Source organism: Nocardia arseniciresistens (assembly GCF_046764875.1).
Lineage (GTDB): Bacteria > Actinomycetota > Actinomycetes > Mycobacteriales > Mycobacteriaceae > Nocardia > Nocardia arseniciresistens.
In genome coordinates, this window is sequence record NZ_JBKORD010000011.1 from 153,583 (window position 1) to 170,086 (window position 16,504).

The 16,504-nt window shown below is 65.4% G+C and carries 15 protein-coding genes; 6 read left to right on the forward strand and 9 right to left on the reverse strand.

Annotated elements, in window-relative coordinates:
- The first annotated feature begins 679 nt into the window (after nucleotides 1-679).
- Nucleotides 680-2,164 carry an alpha/beta hydrolase gene (locus ACLMAJ_RS21375; protein ID WP_412015548.1) on the forward strand — a complete coding sequence of 495 codons (1,485 nt, stop codon included), beginning with the start codon at nucleotides 680-682 and terminating at the stop codon, nucleotides 2,162-2,164.
- A 260-nt stretch (nucleotides 2,165-2,424) separates the two neighbouring features.
- On the opposite strand, the gene ACLMAJ_RS21380 is transcribed toward ACLMAJ_RS21375, so the two are convergent.
- Nucleotides 2,425-3,261: an SDR family NAD(P)-dependent oxidoreductase gene (locus ACLMAJ_RS21380; RefSeq protein WP_412015549.1), complete on the reverse strand. Its 837-nt coding sequence runs from the start codon at nucleotides 3,259-3,261 to the stop codon at nucleotides 2,425-2,427.
- Nucleotides 3,262-3,366: 105 nt separating this feature from the next.
- On the opposite strand from ACLMAJ_RS21380, the gene ACLMAJ_RS21385 reads away from it, so the two are divergent.
- Together ACLMAJ_RS21385 and ACLMAJ_RS21390 are read left to right on the forward strand one after the other, a co-directional pair.
- Nucleotides 3,367-3,741 carry a winged helix-turn-helix transcriptional regulator gene (locus tag ACLMAJ_RS21385; protein WP_412015550.1) on the forward strand — a complete coding sequence of 125 codons (375 nt, stop codon included), beginning with the start codon at nucleotides 3,367-3,369 and terminating at the stop codon, nucleotides 3,739-3,741.
- 147 nt (nucleotides 3,742-3,888) lie between these two features.
- Nucleotides 3,889-4,128 carry a hypothetical protein gene (locus ACLMAJ_RS21390; RefSeq protein WP_412015551.1) on the forward strand — a complete coding sequence of 80 codons (240 nt, stop codon included), beginning with the start codon at nucleotides 3,889-3,891 and terminating at the stop codon, nucleotides 4,126-4,128.
- A 127-nt stretch (nucleotides 4,129-4,255) separates the two neighbouring features.
- Here ACLMAJ_RS21390 and ACLMAJ_RS21395 read toward each other — a convergent pair whose 3' ends face one another.
- Nucleotides 4,256-5,614, reverse strand: a complete 1,359-nt coding sequence (locus ACLMAJ_RS21395) for a cytochrome P450 (RefSeq protein ID WP_412015552.1) — start codon at nucleotides 5,612-5,614, stop codon at nucleotides 4,256-4,258.
- Nucleotides 5,615-6,063: 449 nt separating this feature from the next.
- On the opposite strand from ACLMAJ_RS21395, the gene ACLMAJ_RS21400 reads away from it, so the two are divergent.
- Nucleotides 6,064-6,324: a hypothetical protein gene (locus tag ACLMAJ_RS21400; RefSeq protein WP_412015553.1), complete on the forward strand. Its 261-nt coding sequence runs from the start codon at nucleotides 6,064-6,066 to the stop codon at nucleotides 6,322-6,324.
- 84 nt (nucleotides 6,325-6,408) lie between these two features.
- Nucleotides 6,409-7,455, forward strand: coding sequence for an LGFP repeat-containing protein (locus ACLMAJ_RS21405; protein ID WP_412015554.1), 1,047 nt, complete (start codon nucleotides 6,409-6,411; stop codon nucleotides 7,453-7,455).
- A 94-nt stretch (nucleotides 7,456-7,549) separates the two neighbouring features.
- Here ACLMAJ_RS21405 and ACLMAJ_RS21410 read toward each other — a convergent pair whose 3' ends face one another.
- The 4 genes from ACLMAJ_RS21410 to ACLMAJ_RS21425 all read right to left on the reverse strand — a co-directional run bounded on the left by ACLMAJ_RS21410 (nucleotide 7,550) and on the right by ACLMAJ_RS21425 (nucleotide 11,002).
- Nucleotides 7,550-8,440, reverse strand: a complete 891-nt coding sequence (locus ACLMAJ_RS21410) for an alpha/beta hydrolase (protein ID WP_412015555.1) — start codon at nucleotides 8,438-8,440, stop codon at nucleotides 7,550-7,552.
- A gap of 80 nt (nucleotides 8,441-8,520) precedes the next feature.
- Complete coding sequence (locus ACLMAJ_RS21415) at nucleotides 8,521-9,540, reverse strand: esterase/lipase family protein (protein ID WP_412015556.1); 1,020 nt, start codon at nucleotides 9,538-9,540, stop codon at nucleotides 8,521-8,523.
- Nucleotides 9,541-9,617: 77 nt separating this feature from the next.
- Nucleotides 9,618-10,256 (reverse strand): PadR family transcriptional regulator, encoded by a 639-nt coding sequence (locus ACLMAJ_RS21420; RefSeq protein ID WP_412015686.1) that lies wholly within the window; start codon nucleotides 10,254-10,256, stop codon nucleotides 9,618-9,620.
- A gap of 167 nt (nucleotides 10,257-10,423) precedes the next feature.
- Nucleotides 10,424-11,002 carry a TetR/AcrR family transcriptional regulator gene (locus tag ACLMAJ_RS21425; RefSeq protein ID WP_412015557.1) on the reverse strand — a complete coding sequence of 193 codons (579 nt, stop codon included), beginning with the start codon at nucleotides 11,000-11,002 and terminating at the stop codon, nucleotides 10,424-10,426.
- A 101-nt stretch (nucleotides 11,003-11,103) separates the two neighbouring features.
- On the opposite strand from ACLMAJ_RS21425, the gene ACLMAJ_RS21430 reads away from it, so the two are divergent.
- Nucleotides 11,104-11,949 (forward strand): NAD(P)H-binding protein, encoded by an 846-nt coding sequence (locus tag ACLMAJ_RS21430; protein WP_412015558.1) that lies wholly within the window; start codon nucleotides 11,104-11,106, stop codon nucleotides 11,947-11,949.
- Between the two features lie 171 nt (nucleotides 11,950-12,120).
- Here ACLMAJ_RS21430 and ACLMAJ_RS21435 read toward each other — a convergent pair whose 3' ends face one another.
- The 3 genes from ACLMAJ_RS21435 to metK all read right to left on the reverse strand — a co-directional run bounded on the left by ACLMAJ_RS21435 (nucleotide 12,121) and on the right by metK (nucleotide 16,383).
- The gene (locus tag ACLMAJ_RS21435; RefSeq protein WP_412015559.1) at nucleotides 12,121-12,579 is read right to left on the reverse strand and encodes a subtilase-type protease inhibitor; all 459 of its coding nucleotides are present in this window, start codon (nucleotides 12,577-12,579) and stop codon (nucleotides 12,121-12,123) included.
- Nucleotides 12,580-12,723: 144 nt separating this feature from the next.
- The gene (locus ACLMAJ_RS21440) at nucleotides 12,724-15,060 is read right to left on the reverse strand and encodes a primosomal protein N' (RefSeq protein ID WP_479725040.1); all 2,337 of its coding nucleotides are present in this window, start codon (nucleotides 15,058-15,060) and stop codon (nucleotides 12,724-12,726) included.
- 111 nt (nucleotides 15,061-15,171) lie between these two features.
- Entirely contained in the window at nucleotides 15,172-16,383 is a 1,212-nt protein-coding gene (gene metK / locus ACLMAJ_RS21445) for a methionine adenosyltransferase (RefSeq protein ID WP_412015560.1), read from the reverse strand.
- Nucleotides 16,384-16,504 lie beyond the last annotated feature (121 nt).

A 16,504-nucleotide genomic window follows, 5' to 3' on the forward strand; every position in this document is an offset into this window, starting at 1 on the left:
CCGACACACCCGTCGAAAGCTGGTAGAAATCCAGTGCGGTCCGGGCGGGGTGCCAATCCCTCCGCCCGGCCGCCCGAAAAGGCCTGTCGGCAACCTCGAGGTGCCCTATCTCTGCAGATCAACTGCCGTTTCACGACACGTCATCGCATTTTCACGACACAACGTAGCGCTGTACTGGTGACGGCATCGACGATGCAGGTCGCGAGCAACTCTTCGCCAGAGGTGGTGACGGCGTCACCACCTGGGCCGGCGCCCACCGAGACGAGTCCCGACAATCCACACCGGGCTTGGTTGCTCAGGAACGGCCTACAGCTCGGTGAGCCTCTCGGATCCGCCAGGTCGTCATCGCCTGCTCCAGGCCACGGCGAGACCCGCCTGTCCGGCGAGCAATCCGGTAGTCGATTCGTTGGTTGCCGTCCACCCCGAGTTTCAGCGCGACAGTCAAGCCTGCATCAGGAGACAGCGGTAGGGATCGCAGCAACTGGATCTGAACCCGTACCGCCGCAGCGCTTTCGGTCAACAACCCATGACGGTTCACGCCGATTACTCCCCCTGACTGGGGACATCAAGGGTGGCGGTGGCAGTAGCTTGGGCCTCCAAGAGCCCCATTCATATAAGAAGCGGATCCCAGCAAACAATGCGATACGAATTCCGACCAGGATTCTGAACACCCGCGTAGATGAGACAACCGATTTCCGGCGGCCTCCGGGCCGCCACCCGAACCCTCGAAACCGCCCTCCAGAGATCGGCGTCGAAGGTCTCGGCAGGATACCGCTCTGCCGGTGGCGGGCTACGGACTGCCGCCGGTCATCTGCGCGCCACCGATACCCGAACGGCTCTGAAAATCAGTGGCGTAGCGCTGACCGGAGGTGTCCTGCTCAGCCTGCACGGGGACGAAAAGAAGGAATATGAAAAGCCGCCTCGTACTGGAACCGCGGAGGACGCGGTAAGAGTCAACAAGTGGTGGAATTCGCTCACTTCTGCTGAACAACAAGAAATTCTGGCCGAGGACCCCGAACGGATCGGTAACCTCAACGGTATACCGGTAGCCGTCCGCGACGATGCGAACAAGCGCGTCATGAACGCCGACATCCACCGGGTCGAGGACATGGCGAAAGCCGAGGGCGTGTCGGTCGATACGATCGAGAAAGACCCGGAGAAATACGGCCTGACCGCCGACACCATTACGCGCTACCACAATGCGATCAACGTCCGCGCCGGCCTGAACCTCAACAGCGGTCCAAACGAGGCCGACCCCGGGCCGTATCCGTCGGTCCCGTATCCAACCTATCTGTACGTGTACCAGCCGCTCGCGTTCGGGGGAAAGGGCAGGGCCGCAATCAGTATCGGCGATCCGGACACCGCACCCAACACTGCGGTCGTCGTGCCGGGAGCGAGTCAGAGCGTGCGAGCCAGCGACGCATCCGACAAGGGCTGGTTCGATGTCCAACGCGAACAAGCACAGAACCTGTATGTCGAATCGAACAGAGCCGACCCGGATCATCCGACCGCGGTCGTCGCCTGGATGGGATACGACTCGCCGACCGACGGGATCACCGCTGTGCTGAGCGGCGACCCCACCGATATGCGCAAGGGCGGAAACCTGCTGGCCGAGGACGTCGACGGGCTGTGGGCGACGCATCAGGGTCAGTCGTCGCATGTGACCGTGGTGGGATACTCCGCCGGGGCCATAGTCGCCGCCGACGCGGCGGCCGCGAGTCAACTGCACGCCAACGACGTGGTGCTACTCGGACCCGTCAGCACCGACGAGGCGCGCAGCGCGTCCGACTTCCACCTGGACGGCGGACACGTGTACGTCGGTGAAGCGTCCAACGACCTGAACGCTCACGCGGGCCAATCCTGGTTGGGCGGTACCGATCCCGACCAATCGGAGTTCGGTGCCACCCGCATCAAGGCGGAAACACCGGAGCAGGAGAAATACTCGTCGCCGATCTACTACAACGGACAGGCCCACCTGCACTACTTCACCGCCGGCAGCGAATCGCTGTACGCCACGGCCCTTGTCACGTCCGGGAACGCCGACCGATTGGGCCCGGACAACATGGTGGCCGAGCACAAGGATGAGATCCCACTATTGCCGGACGACGACCCCGAAGAGGACCGGACAGACATCCAGGACAACCACTACCACCGGCCCCCGTAGCCGTCCGTGAACCTCGCTCACTGACCGCCTACAACACCGACCGCGATAATCGGCCCGCAGTGGACCCGCACACCCCCGGGGAATCAATCGCCTCATCTCGCGTTCGCCGAGCGACGGCTCGATTCCCGGACCCGATGCAGGAGTGGGTATCTCGTCACCGGCATTGGCAGTTGTTGACGGCTCAGGCGGTGACAACGTCACCACCTGAGGCTCATCCGCCGGCAGCACGTCGTTGACGGCCGTAACCGGCCATTGCTCGGCTACCCGACGCCTGTGGTGAGAAGGTCCTCGGTGTAGGCCACCAGACGTGCGGCGTCTGCACGGTCGAGGGTTCGCAGCGATGGATCAACCGGTCTTCCGCGATCGATCGCACTGAGCGGGGCCGACGGCGGTTGGTCGATCCACCCGACGATCGGGCGGATGGAGTCCGCGACCCGGCGAGCGAAGAATCGCGCCAGTACTTTGATTATATTGCGCACCAATGGGTTCGGGTGCTGATCGCCACCACTGCGGGTGAACCCCGGGTGGTAGAGCACGTAGCGAGCCTTGCTCGAGGCACGTTCCGCGAACGCGACACCCGCCAGGTCGTTGGCCCGGCCGGCCTGAAGTTGGGCTCGGATCAGGCGGTAGCGGCGCGACAACTGGGGGTCGCCCCATTCGATGCCGCCCGCCGTGTTGCCGACTCCGGCGACGTTGATGATCACCGGGTCGGAGCTGCGATCGAGCAACGGGCGCAAGTAATCGGCCAGCAGGTAGCGGCTCAGGTAGTACAGGGCGAAGGTGTACTCGAGCCCGTCGGCGGTAACGCGACGCGTCGGGCTCAGCCGATTGGCAAACAATGCCAGCGCATCGACGGTGTCGTGCTGTTCGGCTACCAGCGTCGCGACCCGCCGCAATTCGGCGATCGACGACAAGTCCGCCTTGACGAATCGCAGGTTCGTGTTCGCGGCCTGCGCGATCAGCGCGTTGCCCTTGGACTCGTCGCTGCCGATCACGATGACGATATCGCCACGCGCCAATCGTTCCAGCGCGGTCGCGCGACCCATCCCACTGGTACCGCCACTGATGATCACGATCTTCGGGCTTCGGTTCGGCACGGGTTTCCTCCATAAGCTGTCAGCGGTAAGCGAATTCAGCCTGGATCACCTGGCCCGGAGACGAAAGAAGGCATTGTGATGTCCTATAGGCACACAGATGTTCCTATGGTGCTGGAACATGAATTGCCGCGACCGGTGCCGAGCGACGAACTTGCCGGGTGCCCGGTCGGAAAACTGATGCGCCGCGTCGGGGATAAATGGACGTTGGTGCTCATAGTTCTGCTCGGCGGACGTGCGCACCGCTACAACGAACTGCACCGGTCGATCGAGGGCATCAGCCGACGCATGCTGACTCGTACGCTCCGTGGCTTGGAGGCTGACGGATTGGTGCGCCGCGAGGTACATCCGACGCTGCCGCCGACCGTGGAATACAGCCTCACGCCACTCGGTCGGACGCTCTTGGTGCCGGTATCGGCGATGGCCGAATGGGCAGTGCTACACGACGCGGAAATGACCAGAGCCAGGGCCGCCCAGCTGTGAGCGGGCGGACCTAACGGATCCAGACCGGCTCACAGGTGGCTCATAGCCGCAACCCATTGCTGGCAAAACTTCGGCAACAACCATTGCGATATCGGTCGGGAACCGACGGGCCGAGCAATCTCGAATCCGACAACAGGAGGCACGTGCATGAGGATCAAGTCGACATTGGCCAAGACCGCGGTGGCGGGCACCCTGGCGGTCGCTGCACTTGGTGCCGGAGCGGGCATCGCCAGCGCGCAGCCCGGGGCCGACCAACAGCAGCGCCCGGCACCGGAGCAGCAACAGCAGCATGGCCCGCAGCAGCAGGGCGCACAGCACAACGACCCCGGACCGCAGCAGCCCCAGCACGGCTTCTGGCTCTTCGGCCAATGGATCCCGCTGCCCTGATTCGTACCGGCATCGAAGGTCCCGTTCCCATTGGGTACGGGACCTTCGGCCATACCGAACCCCGTTCACCATTCCGCGAGGTAGGCGCGCAGGAGGTCGCCGCCTCGTTCTCGCCCGTCGTGCCGGGTCAGCGCGGACGCAATACGAGTGGCAGACCACCCTTTGGCTGGCAAGTGACCACGTAGCGGGGGATTACCTCGAATCCGGGCAGTACCGTGAACTCGAAGCTGCGCACGAATGCGCTGAGCACCATCTGGGTGATGGTCACTGCCAGCCGCTCACCGATGCACATGCGACTGCCCTTACCGAACGGGTAGTACGCGTGGCGGGCCTGTGCATCGAACTTTTCCGGGGCGAACCGGTCGGGGTCGAACGTCTCCGGAGCATCCCAGAATCGCGGATCACGGTGCGTGATATGGGGATTGAGGATGATCTTCGCGTTCTCCGGCACGCGATACGGGCCAAGGAGATCCGGCTCGACGGTGCTGCGGAACCAGATCGGGAACGGCGGATGCAAGCGGAACACCTCGTCGATGACGCGCCGTCCGTACTCCAACTGTGGAAGCTCCGCGAAGGTGGGGCGCTCACCGGTCGCGACCCGATCCAGCTCGGCGACCATCGTCTCGACCACATCGGGGTGGTCAGCCAGTTCGTAGGCGGCCCAGGTCAATCCGGTGGCGGTCGTCTCGTAACCCGCCATGAACAACGTGAAGATCTCATCGCGCAGCTGCTGATCGCTCATCCGCTCACCGGAGTCTGCGTCCTGCGCGGCCAGTAGCAGCCCCAGCATGTCTTCGTGTTCGACGTCACCGGTCCGGCGTTCCTCGATGAGTCCATAGACCTCCGCGTCCAGAGCCGCTACCGCACGGCGGTAGCGGACCGCACCCGGCAGTGGAAACCAGTTGGGCAGGAAGAACGTCCACACCTTCGAGGCCAGCCCCACGAATACCTCGGAGGTGAGCTTGCGCAGCCGCTCCACTCGCTCGGCATCCATCGAGGTGCTGAACAGCACACCGAGCACGATCTCGACATTGAGTTCGATGCACTCGTCGAGGAAGTTCACCGGACGATCCAGGCCCGCGCTCTGCGCCCACCGTTTTACGGCACGGTCGAGGCATGCCGAGATGTGTTCCTCCATCGACTGCAGTTGACGAGCGTGGAAGGCCGGTTGCATGAGCCGCCGCTGCCGTTTCCACAGGTCACCTTCGCTGGTGACCAGCCCGTTCCCCAGTGCGGCTCGGAACGGCTCCATCATCGAACCTTTGACATAATTCGCCGCGTTGGTCTGCAGGATTCGGCGCACATAGTCCGGGTGGCTGACGATGTAGGTTTCGAGGGGCCCGGCGCCGAGTCGGACCAAGCCGTCATGACGGGCTGCGGAGTCCATGACGAAATGGAACGGATCACGGAACAGACCCAGCCGGATGCCAGCGGATGGTGGTGCTTCGGACGTCGTCGGTCGGGGACTTGTCGAGGATCGCGTCATCGTCTCGTATTTCTCTCGCTACACCTGAGATCGGCAAGCTCGCATACGAATCCCGCCGCGCTGTTCGAGCGACCGTGCTTCTGGCAGGCCGCACCCGCGAAAGTTTAGGCCGCCGGCTCGATCCGCAACCCGCAGAACCTTCCCGTCGGCGGGATGACTGAGCATCTCGCGGCCGACCGTGTCTATCGTGCCGAGCACGGGATATGAACACCCCAATCCCGGGCGTGCGGGCCGCAACGGTCGGCTGCGGACGACATCGTCGTGTGCTGATAGTTTGCCATCTATTTAAACGGGCATATGGCAACAGTTGATCGCTGCAATCTTTCCCACAGTGCGTTTCTGACGTCGACCTCGGCTGCACAACGGATGATATGCCTGTTTACGGGAAGTCTCCATGGCTGAAAGTTATCGTGAGATCCGCAATGTCCGTCATATCAGAAGGAGGAACCATGGAATGGCTTCTGGGTCTATTTGGTGGGCTGGTCGGTGGCGGAGTCGGTGGCGCGAAGAGCCCGCTGGGTCCCGTAGTGAGCGGTGCCGCAGGAGCCGTCGGCGGCGGTATCACCGGCGGCATTATCCAGGCTGCGACCGGTAGCGGACTAGATTTCGGCCAGATACTCGGCCAGGTCGCCGGTGGCGGCGTTGTCGGCGCCGTCGTGGCCACGCTGGTCGGTCTCGCCACGAAATCGAAGGCAAGTGATATCCGCTGATTCGCGATGGCGGAATTCAATTTTGAAATGCATGCAAGCGAAAAGCCACGTTGACTCTGGTCCCACCTTGTGAGGAGCGTTTCGATGACATGTTGGAAGAAATCACTATCCGCAACGGCCGCTCTAGGTTTTGCCGGAGTGCTCGTCGCCGGAATGTTGCTGAGCCCATCAGTTTCGGCTCAGCCCGCCGATGCCGACGCTGCCATTACCGCGCACTACAACGATAAAGGGGGCGCGAACTCGCCGCTCGGCGAAAAGGTCGGCGCGGTCTACGAATTCGGACCGAACGGAGCAGCCCAGGACTACCGGGGCGGCAAGATCGTCTATTCGGCGGATACCGGCGCGACAGTCATGTACGGCGCCATCCTCGACAAGTACCTCGGACTCGGCGCGGCGGGTTCCGATATCGGTTACCCGATCAACGACGAGTCGGATGCACCGGTCGCGGGCACAGCGCGCTTCAGCGAGTTCTCGGCGGCCGACGGGGCCACCATCTATTGGAGCCCGCAGAACGGCACCTGGTTGGTCCGCGGTCCGATCCGCTCGGCCTGGTCGCATCTGAAGGCCACCGACGGTGCGCTCGGCAGCCCGATGTCGGACACCACGGTCGCCGACGACGTCTACACCCAGACCTTCCGCGGCCAGAACGGCACACCGGTAGAGGTGCGCTGGAGCAAGGCGGATGGTTTCGTCACCGTCCCGCCGGAGATCGCAGGGCAGTTGAGCGGCCTCGACGTCTCGGTGCCCGGAGTCGCACCCGCCTCGGTACTGGACGAGGGTTCATCCCCTGTCCCGTTGGCCGAAGCCACTACCGAAGCCACTGACAACGACTCGGGTTCGGACTCGAATTCGAAATGGTGGGCGCTGCCCATCGGTCTCGTAATCGCCGGTGTCGCAGGCGCACTCGCGGCGATGGTGGGGCGCGGTAGGTCCAACGGCGGTCGAGGAACTCCGGTGCGGACCTCGCCGACAGCAGGAACATCGCCGACGGCGGGCACTTCGGCCGCGGCCGCAACCGGCCGAGTCAACCGCCCGCCGACCGCTGCGGGCGGTGTCGTTACGGGCGCACATGAGGCCACCCCCAGGGAGATGGGCCGCCGCGCCGGCCACATCGATGACCCGAGGACCTGAGGATTGAATCCGCCGGTCACCGGACCCGGCGCGCGAACCCCGAACGGGGTGCGGGCGCCGGGTTCCGGCGTCTGAAGTAACGTGCCGTCGGGCGCTATCCGCCAAGCTTGGCGAGCAGGAAGTCGCGGGCGATCCCGGACGCTCGGTCGAACTGCTCCTCGTACACGGCGAAGTGCGGTCCGGGGATCAGAGCCAGTTCCTTGGGTTCGAGTGCATCGGCGTAACTCTGCAAAGCGATATCGCTGGGTGTCAGGGTGTCCTGATCGGCGATCACCATCAGCAGCGGGGTCGGTGACACACGGCGCAGGAATGCTTCCGGAGCGTAGGACTGGAATTTATCGATACTGGAGAGGGTGACCTCATTGCGCCAGGTCGGTATCTGCGGGCCGTTCGCCATCAACCAGTTGTAGACCTCGATACCAGGCATGGCGACGAGTTCGGTCGGATCATCGGAGGCGGCCTTGATCGTCTCGTGCGGTTTGCCGGAGGCGCGGGCCTGCCGGTCCGCGGCGATGCCCGCATGAACGAGCGGCAGCATGATGGAAGGGACCAAGCTGCGAAAGGTGGCCCAGCCGTTGGTAAGTGGCACCTGCGATACCACGGCGCGCACGCGCCGGTCGGTCGCCGCGACGACCAGAACGTGGGCGCCGGCGAAACTGGTTCCCCAGATACCGATGCGTTCGGGGTCGATACCGTCCAGGGTCTGGGCGTAGGTAATCGCATCACGGTAGCCCTCGATTTGGGCGACGGGGTCGACCTCGAAGCGGGGTTCACCATCCGAGGTCCCGAATCCGGGGTGGTCGTAGACCAGACAGGCCAGGCCCGCATTGCTGAACACTTCGGCGAACGGGGCAACCCATTCCTTCACACCCGCGAAGCCGTGCGTCATCACCACCAACGGGACGATGCCCGACGACTGTTCCGGCCGATAGAGCCAGCCCCGCAAGGTTACTGCGCCACTGGTGAATTCGACATCGACACGCATCTCGATCCCTTCCACTGCATCCGTCTTGCCATCAAAATACGGCGTGGGTGCGGTGCTGTCGAAGGTTTCCCGGCCCGCGCTCAGGAATTTCCGGCGATGATCACTTCGGGAATGCCGGTGCCGAGTGCCACCGGCACGCAGACCGGCGCCGGAGCATGTCCCGGATCAAGCACATCGAGCAGCAATTGCTGCACGAACGGGTCATAGACCATGTGGAAATGACCGGTCAGATCCGCCGCGCACATGTCCTGCAATACGATGTTGCGCGCACCAGGGCCGCGCAATGCGATGTTCTCGAAGGGCTGGATCATCTCGTCGACCCTGCTGCCGATGGTGACGTACTGGACCCCTGGCACGGTGTCACCGCCCGCATTGAGTTCGGTCATTATCGGCGAACCCTGCGCCTGCTGCACCGCCGCGAGGGAGGTGAGGAGCTCGAACACCTGCATAAGACCGGGAATCGCCTGCGCTAGCGGGACCAGGCCGTACATCACTCCGCCGTAGCTCGGGGAGGCGATGCCGACCCACTTGCCGACCTTGGGTGCGCCACCGAGCTTGTTGACGTAGAGGCGGGTCACATTGGCGCCCTGTGAGAATCCGACCAGGTCGACCTGCGTCGCGCCGGTCGCGGCCAGCACATCGTCCACGAATGCGTCGATCTGGTGGGCGCTCAGCCACAGATCCTCGGTGCCGTAGCTCTCCACGCCCGGCTTGCCGCCGTAGTTGAGCGCGAAGACGCAGAATCCCGCCGCGCTGAGCTGCGGCGCGATGGCCGACCAGTCGGAGTACGCACTGGAGTCGGTGCCGTGCGCGAGCACCACCGGCCGTGGGTGCACGGCGCTCGGTACGCAGCCGAAATTGTTGGTGCCCGCGGGGACCGCGTTCGGATGGGACTTCAGATACATCGCGGCGGCCAGATGATCCGATTGCGGCGGCGCGGCGTCGGTCGGCACATCCGCAGGCCGAAATCCGGCCGGTTCGGCCCGCGCGGTCGGTGCCGCGCCGGAGCCGACAATGACGGCTCCGGCCAGCGCGCAAGCGAGCACGACTCGACACAATTGTGAAAAACCCCAACTCCACAATCCGTGAGACTGTTCCATCTCACAATGATCCACCCGAAGGGCTGTGAAATGCGCGCTGAGACGGGGTGTTTCACACTTCTGTTACGCAGGAACTGCTATGACTTCTCAGGGCTTTCATCCTCGGCGAGGATGCGGTAAAGGGCCTTGCGCGCCTCGGTGAGCACCTCGGCCGCCTTGGTCGCCTGCTCGGGGGTTCCCGCCGCGGCGACCTGACCGACCGCACCCATCAGCTGCCCGATCAGCCCACGCAGATCAATGGCCTGCGCGCCGACGTCTTCCTTGACGTCCGCCCATGGATCGCCGAGCTCGTCACGATTGGCCGTGATGTACTCGGTGCCGGTTTCGGTGAGCTTCGCGGTCTTGCGACCCGCCACCTTCTCGATGAGCACCAGACCCTCGTCCTCCAGCTGAGCAAGCGCCGGGTAGATGGACCCCGGGCTCGGCCGCCAGACGTCGTCGCTGCGGTCCCTGATCTGCTGAATGAGTTCGTATCCGTGCATCGGCCGCTCGGTGAGCAGCAGCAGCACGGCCGCACGCACGTCACCGCGCCGACCTCGGCCACCACGGCCTCGCCCACGCCCGAAATGCGGTCCGAATCCGGGACCGAAGCCCGGACCGAACTCGGGACCGAAGCCGTGCCGTCCACCGTGGCGATGCTGATGCCGCTCGGGTCCGCCCTGCTCCAGCCCTGGCCGGTTCCACCGACCACGCCGTCCGAATTCTCGATTTTCCATGCTTTCCATGATTGCCTCCTCAGGCTTTCGTGTTCGTTTCATGTTATCGACGATATATCGGCAATACATCGTTGACAAGAGTGAGGACGGACACAAACCAACCGGACCGAACGCGAAAGGCCGCCCATCGACTCGATGGGCGGCCTTCGGGGCGAACCGGAGATCTACTACGTCATGCCAGAACTCGCGGCGAACTCATCAATCCATCGCTCGAGGCGGCTCCCCTCGGCGCGCATGAGTTCCGGGTCGCGGAAAGCGTTGGTGAGCACCGATATTCCCTGATAGGACGCAAACAGCGCCACCGCGAGCTCCCCCGCGTCCTCGCGCCCCATCGCCGCGAATTGCCGCTCGATCCACTCGAGCAGCGCGCGCATATTCGCCGCCGACTCACGGTCGAGGCCATCGGCACGCTTGCCGAGCTCGGTGGCCAATGTGCCGGTGGGGCAACCGAACTGCGCGGCCACCTCACGTTGTTCGACCCAGCCACGCACCAGCGCCTTCAGCCGATCCCGCGCCTGCTCATGCCGCTCCAGCACGACGATCAGCTCCTGTAGCGACAGCGCGTGCGCGCCCAGTGCCGCCTGAACCAGCTGATCCTTCGTTTTGAAGTAGTAGTACACATTGCCGACCGGCACCCCGGCGGCCGCGGCGATGTCGGCGATCGTCGTCTTTTCGACACCCTGCTGATGGAACACCTCGGCTGCCGCGGCAGCGAGTCGCTCCCGCTTGCCTGCCGTCCGCGTCATTGGCTCTCCTTCGGCCGAGTTAGTCATCCAACTAACTATAGACAGATCGCCGAATCGTCGGCTATGTTCTTGTTAGTCAGTCAACTAACTCAGGAGTGAACGTGATCGTAGTGACCGGAGCAACCGGCAATGTCGGACGCACCCTTGTGCAGACCTTGGCCGCGGCGGGCGAGCAGGTGACCGCCGTGTCCCGCGGCACCACCGAGCCCGCGCTCCCCGACGGCGTCCGCCACCAGCGCGCCGACCTGACCGCGCCCGAGACCCTCTCCCCCGCCTTCGCAGGCGGGAAAGCGCTGTTCCTGCACGACACCGGCACAAGTGCGCACCTGATGGACCCCCGTGCCATCCTCGAACTCGCGAAATCCGCCGGCATCCAACGGGTTGTGCAACTGTCGTCGCAGGGCGTCGCCACCCGGCCGGAGTCGGCCTCGCACGGCCAGTTGGGACACTCCTTCGAGGAGGCCGTCCGCGAGTCAGGGCTCGAGTGGACGATCCTGCGGCCCAGCGCCTTCGCGTCCAACGCGTACGCCTGGGTGGAATCGGCCCGTGCCGAACGCACCGTCGCGGCGCCGTTCGGCGAGGTCGGCCTGCCGGTGGTCGATCCGTCCGATATCGCGGAGGTGGCCGCCGCCGCCCTGCGCGAGGACGGCCACGCTGGACACATCTACACCTTGACCGGCCCCGCACTCAGCACACCTCGGCAGCGGGCCGAAGACCTCGGCGCGGCGCTGGGCGAACCGATCCGGTTCGTCGAACAGACCCGGGAGCAGGCACACGCACAGATGATGCACTTCATGCCCGAACCCGTCGTCGAGACCACGCTGGCCATCATCGGCGCGCCCACACCCGAGGAGCAGCGAATCTCACCCGACGTCGAAAAGGTGCTCGGCCGCGCACCACACACCTTCGCGGACTGGGCTCGTCGAAACGCCGTCGCGTTCAAGTAGTTCGGTGCGGTGACAGGTTCGGCGCGGCGCGACAGGCTTTCCTTGCGCGCTGCGTCGAACAGGGCAAGCCCGGCCGGCAGACCGATGATCGAGGCGATGGGCGCAGCTCGAAGATCGAACGGAAGAACGCCGCCTTATCCGCGAAGTAGTTGCGGATCGCGCTGATGAGGGTCAGAAGATTCCGGCAGTACCGGCGTGCAATGCACAACTGTTGGCGAAAGTCCGCTGCCATTGGACGGGGGTCCCGCGCCACGTGCCGTTGGCGGTGACTGTCACCGGGTCGTAGATCTGGACGCAGACAACGGTGGGATCGGCGGTGAGGTCGCCGAAGGAGCCGTTCACCCCGTCCAGGGCGGCGCACGCTGCCTCGGACTTCTCGTGCGTGCCGCCTGCCGGATCGCAAGTGAGGGTGATCTGCTGAGCGTCGGGCTTCGGCTGCTCACCCGAACTGACAGTGAGGTCGAGCGTGGAAATCGGCCCTGCTGCGTCCGCCGCCGCGGATGCCATAGACATGGCGGAGGCCGCGATCGCGGCGCACGCGATCGTGATGATGCGGTAGCGCGGATGAGTCGTCATCTCCCCACTCAACCACGAGGCTCCCGAACCGTCGACGTACTCGCTCACCGCCATCGCTATGACTGGACGCCGAAAGAGCCGATCGGATGCGACAACTACTGCTCTCGGCGGACTTACGGAAGCATCTCGAACTTGCTCGTCGCGGCGACAATCTGGGCCCGATCTTCGCGGACCGGTCGCGCCCATGTGACACCACGATCAGCCGATATCGACCGGGTCTATCTGGACGCGCAGGGGCGCGTCGGAGCGGTGCGTACTGCGGACCGCCTGGGCGGCGGTGAGAGCGCGGGCCAAGGCTGCGCCGTAGCTGCGATCGACGCGCAACAGCATGCGTTCGACCTCAGCGGGACTGTCGCCGGAAAAGGGTTTGCGTGCACCGGGTGGCAGCGGGACCGGACCGAGCACGTCGACGCCATCGGGAAGTGTTGCGGCGGCGAGTAGTTCGGTGACGGCGTCGGCGGATCCATCGATGGCCGCCATTCGGACCGCGGGCGGGAAGCCGACCTCGGTGCGACCGGCCATCTCGGCGTGCGCATGGCCGACCGGATCCCAGCGCAGCAACGCCTGCACGGTGGGAATCGACGGATCGGCCATGACGATGACCTGACCGTGCGCGCGAACCAAGGTGGCGGCGGACATCCATCTGCGCAGTGTGTCCTCGGCGGCGCGCAGATCGGCGCGGCTCAGCAGCGCCCAGCCGTCGAGCAGCAGCGCGACACCGTAGCCGCCGGGCAGCACCGGTTCAGCACCCACCGTCGCGACGACGACCTGCGGTCCCGGTTCGACGGTATCGAGCATCGCGCCGCCACTGGAGCCACGAATCGGCACACCGGGAAAGGCCCGACCGAGCTCCTCCGCGGTACGAACGGCCCCGATCACCACCGCACGCAGGGCTCGCGACCCACAATTCGCGCAGCGGAAGGCCGCATCGACGATGCCGCACCAGCGGCAGCTCGGACTGTGCGCGACATTGTCGCCCTGCGAACGGACCTCCGGCAGCGCGAGTGGCCCGTTGCAGTGCCGACATCGCGCGGGTGTCCGGCATTTCGCGCAGGCCAGCGACGGGACATAACCACGCCGCGGCACCTGAACCAGTACCGCCGCCCCCTCTTTCAGCGCAGCGCGCGCGGCCGCGAAAGCCACCCCGGGGATCCGCACGGCCCGCGCGACCGGATCACGCTCCAGCGCCATATCGGTATCGCCCGGCGCACTGATCCGCGGCGAGAACTTGCGTACCAGCCCGCGGTCGGCCACCAGATCGTGCGCCCACCCCGAATCGACTACGGCCTGCGCCTCCGCGGTCCGCGCGAAACCGGCCGCGATGAATGCCGCACCCGTCTCATGGGACCGCAGCATCGCCACCTCTCGCGCATGTGGATACGGCGACCTCGGCTCTGCGTAGGTGTCGTCACCGTCATCCCAGATCGCGATCAGACCCAGATTTCTTGTGGGCGCGAACACCGCACTGCGCGTCCCGACCACCACCTCGGCGGTACCGCGCAAGGCCGCGAGCCACCGCCGGTACCGCGCGGCGGGCCCCAACCCCGCCGCCAACCCCACAGCCGAATCCCCCACCAGCCGAACACATTCCGCGAGCACCCGATCCAGATCCCGTTGATCCGGCACCATCAGGATCGCACTGCGTCCACTCCCGACAACCACAGCGGCCAATTCCGCAAGCCGCCGCGCCCAATCCTCGCCGGGCAGCGCCTGCCACACCGCCCGCGGCCCGCGCCCCAACCCCAGCGCGGTCAGGAACGCGGTCCCATGGATGTACCGCTCCCACGGGGTCGGATCGACAGGCAGCGCGGCAGTGGATGCCGCCGCATTCGAAGTCGCCGCCGGCTCGACACCGACATCGACCTCCGAATCCACCTCGACCGCAGCCGAATCGATGGAAACGACGCTGGGTGCACGATCGTGCCGACTTTCGTGGCCGGATGCCGTCTCGGTCGCTCCGTCCGCGCTCGTCGCGGCAAGACCGTCCGATCGGCGCGAATCCGAAACAGAGGCAACGGAATTCACCTGCGCTGTGACCGAACTCGCAAGCTTTGACCCAACAGCATCACGACGGGCAGCATCGGTGGATCCGTCGATCCGAGCAGCGTCATCGGCGGATCCGTCCGGTCTCTCCGATGACGCACCTTCGACTGCATCGGAATCTTCTTGCGCCGCAATCGGTTCGGTCGACTTCTTCGACCCGCCGGTTTCGGTGCGGGCATGGCGGGGTGGGATGGCGAGGCGAAGGACGTCGGCGCGGGTGCCTGCGTAGCGGGCGGCGACGGCGGTGGCCAGTCGCAGGATTTCGGGGGTCAGGACGCGCTCGGGAGAGACGACCCGTTCGAGTTCGACCAGCTTGCCGGAGTGGTCGCTGCGGGCAAGCCTGGCAAGCAGGTAGCCGTCTACGAGGCGGCCTGCGAAGCGGACGCGGACTCGCACACCGGGCTGGGCGATGGCGTCCAACCCGGGTGGAACGAGGTAGTCGAAGTCGCGGTCGAGGTGCGCGGGCGACAGCAGCGGGAGCACCCGTGCGATGGGTGCTCCCGCTGCTGTGGAATCGTGCGCCGCCTTTGCTCCCGCGGACGCAGCGTCCGCGGGTGTGGCGGGGAGGTCCGCCGTGGGTCGGTTCACGCGGGCCAGGTCGACTTACAGGCCGATTGCCGCGCGCAGCTTGTCGGCGCGATCGGTGTGCTCCCACGGCAGATCGACGTCGGTGCGGCCGAAGTGGCCGTACGCGGCGGTCGGCGCGTAGATCGGGCGCAGCAGGTCGAGGTCGCGGATGATCGCGCCGGGGCGCAGGTCGAAGACCTCGGTGATGGCCGAGGAGATGCGCAGCGGGTCGACCTTCTCGGTGCCGAAGGTCTCCACGAACAGGCCGACCGGGGCTGCCTTGCCGATGGCGTAGGCGACCTGGACCTCGACGCGCTCGGCCAGTTCGGCCGCGACGACATTCTTGGCGACCCAGCGCATGGCGTAAGCGGCCGAGCGGTCGACCTTCGACGGGTCCTTTCCGGAGAACGCGCCGCCGCCGTGGCGGGCCATGCCGCCGTAGGTGTCGACGATGATCTTGCGACCGGTCAGGCCCGCGTCACCCATCGGGCCGCCGAGCACGAACTTGCCGGTGGGGTTGACCAGCAGTCGGACGTTCGCGATGTCGAGACTGGGCAGGCCGAGGTTGGCGAGCACCGCGTCGAGGACCTTCTCGCGAATATCGGGAGCGAGCAGATTGTCCAGGTCGATATCGGCGGCGTGCTGGGTGGAGATGACGACCGTATCGAGGCGTACCGGGCGGTCGCCATCGTATTCGATGGTGACCTGGGTCTTGCCGTCCGGGCGCAGGTAGGGCAGCACGCCGGACTTGCGGACCTCGGTGAGCCTGCGCGAGAGGCGGTGTGCCAGTGCGATCGGCAGCGGCATGAGCTCGGGGGTGTCGGTGGTCGCATAGCCGAACATAAGGCCTTGATCACCGGCGCCCTGCCGCTCGATCTCGTCGTCGGAGCCCGCGGTGCGCGCCTCGTGCGAGGTATCGACACCCTGCGCGATATCCGGCGACTGGGCGCCGATGGCGATGTTGACGCCACAGGAGTTTCCATCGAAACCCTTTGCGGACGAGTCGTATCCGATCTCGAGGATTTTCTCGCGCACGATGTGCGGGATGTCCGCGTAAGCGGAGGTGGTGACCTCGCCCGCGACATGGACCTGACCGGTCGTCACGAGGGTTTCCACCGCGACCCGGCTGCGCGGGTCTTCCGCGAGCAATGCGTCGAGGATGGAATCGCTGATGGCATCACAGATCTTGTCCGGATGACCTTCGGTCACGGACTCACTGGTGAATAGCCGGCTGCCGGACGTGCGCACAGTTCTTCCCTCTCCCTCAACGGGTTACTCGTATCGGTTTGCGACAGTAGCGTGATGCCGCCACCGCGCAACCCTTCACCTCAGACTATTCCAAACCACCGACGCGATGGGCTCGCGCCCA